Below are 2,938 nucleotides of genomic sequence, written 5' to 3'. Positions count from 1 at the left end.
GACGCCTGCGTGCGGCACGCGGGCTGCGAGATCGTCACGCTTGCGCTGCGTCGCGTTAACGAAAGCAAGAGCCGCAATATCTTGGATTTCATCCCTCGCGGCGTCACGCTGCTGCCGAATACCAGCGGCGCGCGAAACGCCGAGGAGGCGCTGCGGATCGCACGGCTCGCGCGCGAGCTTGGCTGCGGCGACTTCGTAAAGATCGAGATCATAGGCGACAGCAAGTACCTTCTGCCCGACAACGCCGAGACGATCAAAGCCTGCGAGGCCCTGGCACGCGAGGATTTCGTGCCGCTTGCCTACATGCACGCCGATCTGTGCGTCGCTCGCGATCTGGTAAGCGCAGGGACTGCCGCCGTGATGCCTCTGGCTGCGCCAATCGGCTCTAATCGCGGGCTGATGATGCGCGGAATGATCGAAATTTTGCTAGACGAAATCGACGTGCCGATCATCGTAGATGCGGGGCTCGGCGCGCCTAGCGAGGCCTGCGAGGCGATGCAGATGGGCTGCGCTGCGGTGATGGTAAATACGGCGATCGCCACGAGCGGGGATTTGGCGCTGATGGCGCGGGCATTTGCGCTCGGCGTGCAGGCGGGGCGCGATGCCTATCTGGCGGGGCTCGGCGCCGTTTGCAAAACAGCCTGCGCAAGCTCGCCGCTAACGGGATTTTTGAGGTAGCGATTAAAATTTTAAACGCGCTTAGTTGCGCGAGCCGTGTTTTTTTGCGCGGAATTTGCATTTCTTGGGTTGACGGATACATATCGCGCAAGCTCGGCGTAGCAGCCGATAGATACGACGTGAAATTTTAAAATTTTACGTCGTGGAAATTTGCGCCATGTGAGTTAAATCTCAGCACACTTTGTTAAGCCCTATGCCAAACGAGATAAATTCCGCATTTCGCTAGGCATCTTAAAGCACTGTGACGAAAAGTAATTTGGTAGCGGTGTAACGCGCAGCAAGCTCGGCGATGAAATTTTAAAATTTCATCGCGCCAAGCAGCCTGATCGAGAGAAACCCGATTGATCAGCGGGCTATTTTAGTATGTCGTATTTATCGCAGTATTCTCGTAAATAGTCTTTTTCATAGTCTAATAGCGCCGGGTCTTTTTTACCCATTTCGCAGGCTTTTTGATAGTATTGTGTCGCCATTGCTCTGTCGTTATTGGCTTCGAGACCTGAAGCAAAATTCCCGCAAGCTACCCAGCTCCCCGCATCGCAGGCTCTTCTGGCATATCCCATAGCCCGCATCATATCCATTTTAACTCCTTTGCCATTTGCATACATATGACCTAAATTGTTGCAGCCGTCTGCGATTCCGCCGTCGCAAGCTTTATCGAATAGCTCGACAGCCTTTTTATAATCCTTTTTTACCCCTATGCCATTATCATACATTGCTCCCAAATCCGAGCAAGCTGCATAATCGTTTCCATCGCAAGCCTTTTTGTAATAATAAAGCACTTTTTTATAGTCTCTATCGGATGCGTTTCCCCCGAATACGGTCGGATTTTGATAAAGAGCGCCGGCGTTACCGCAAGCTTCAATATTGCCTGCTTCGCAATTTTGCTCAAATTGTTTAACTTGCTCTTTGCTAAAAGTTATGCCAAAAGCCAAAGAGCCCAACAGGGCTAAACCTAAAATGATTTTTTTCATCGCTTCTCCTTAAAATTTTACGAAAGTATATTCTTTCGTCTTTTAATAATCACTAAAATTTAAAATGCGAACGGGGCGCTCCGTTTTAAAATTTTTTACCGAAATCCTGCTAAAATGCGCTTCTAAACCAAACGAAAAGAAACTTTGCGGCGCGTAAATTTACACGCAAAAACGTGCCGCGTGGAATTTAAATGAAAATTTAAAAGGAAAATTTTAAAGATGATGGGAACCGGCTATCTAGCGGGCATGGAGGATATCGGAAGCGAGATGATGGAGCGCACGCTTGCTCTGCGCGAGGGCTTTTGCGAGGAGGCGAGCGAGGCTGACGTGCAAAGGGCGATCAGCGCGAAAAACAGAGGTCTGCGCGATTTTGCCGCGCTACTAAGCGTGCGCGCGGGCGAGCATTTGGAGCAGATCGCGCAAGCTGCAGCGCGCGAGAAGGTCGCGTATTTTGGCAGCAACATCGCCATTTTCACGCCGATTTACATCTCAAACTACTGCGACAATCTGTGCGTTTACTGCGGCTTTAACTGCAAAAACAAAATCGCGCGCGCAAGGCTCGATGAGACGCAGCTAAAGGCGGAGTTTGAGGCGATTGCGGCGAGCGGGCTAGAAGAAATTTTAATCCTCACCGGCGAGAGCGAGAAAAACAGCCCCGTGCGCTACATCGGGCGCGCCTGCGAGCTCGCGCGGCAGTATTTTAAGGTAATCGGCGTCGAAATTTATCCGCTAAACTCCGCCGATTATGCCTATCTGCACGCTTGCGGCGTCGATTTTGTCACCGTTTTTCAAGAGACCTACGATCCCGCGCGCTACGCCCAGCTGCATCTTGCGGGCAACAAGCGCGTTTTTGCGTATCGCTTCGCAGCTCAGGAGCGCGCGATCAGAGGCGGTATGCGCGGCGTGGGCTTTGCGGCGCTTTTGGGGCTCGGGGACTTCCGCCGCGATGCCTTTGCCACGGGCGTGCACGCGTGGCTGCTTCAGCGCAAGTACCCGCGCACCGAGATCTCCTTTTCGGTGCCGCGCCTGCGCCCGATCATCAACAACGACAAAATAAACCCGAAGGACGTCGGCGAGCGCGAGCTGCTGCAGGTGATGTGCGCGTATCGGCTGCTGCTGCCAAGTGCGCAGATCACGATCTCCACGCGCGAGAGGGCGGGCTTCCGCGATAACGCGATCGGGATCGCGGCGAGTAAAATTTCGGCAGGCGTGAGCGTGGGTATCGGTGGACACAGCGAGCAGAGGGGCGACGAGCAGTTCGAGATCAGCGACGCGCGCAGCGTAAGCGA

General features: G+C 53.4%; 3 protein-coding genes. 2 read left to right on the top strand and 1 reads right to left on the bottom strand.

Annotated features, from left to right (window positions below):
• The coding region (locus Q0614_RS04630) for a thiazole synthase (RefSeq protein WP_298786876.1) at positions 1–678 on the top strand (678 nt) is incomplete at its 5' end.
• A 353-nt stretch (positions 679–1,031) separates the two neighbouring features.
• Here the strand turns inward: Q0614_RS04630 and Q0614_RS04625 are convergent.
• Positions 1,032–1,649, bottom strand: coding sequence for a tetratricopeptide repeat protein (locus tag Q0614_RS04625; RefSeq protein WP_298786874.1), 618 nt, complete (start codon positions 1,647–1,649; stop codon positions 1,032–1,034).
• A 267-nt stretch (positions 1,650–1,916) separates the two neighbouring features.
• Here Q0614_RS04625 and thiH point away from each other — a divergent pair.
• Positions 1,917–2,938 (top strand): 2-iminoacetate synthase ThiH (gene thiH / locus Q0614_RS04620; protein WP_298786878.1); only part of this gene is annotated, 1,022 nt, incomplete at its 3' end.

Origin of the sequence: uncultured Campylobacter sp., from assembly GCF_937997595.1 — a bacterium.
In the GTDB taxonomy this organism is placed as follows: domain Bacteria; phylum Campylobacterota; class Campylobacteria; order Campylobacterales; family Campylobacteraceae; genus Campylobacter_B.
Note: the sequence above shows the minus strand (reverse complement) of the source record. Positions and strands in the feature narration are given on the sequence as shown.

Bases quoted from the DNA above. Each gene is read 5' to 3' on its own strand.
- Q0614_RS04625 (WP_298786874.1), bottom strand. From the start codon at position 1,649: ATGAAAAAAATCATTTTAGGTTTAGCCCTGTTGGGCTCTTTGGCTTTT.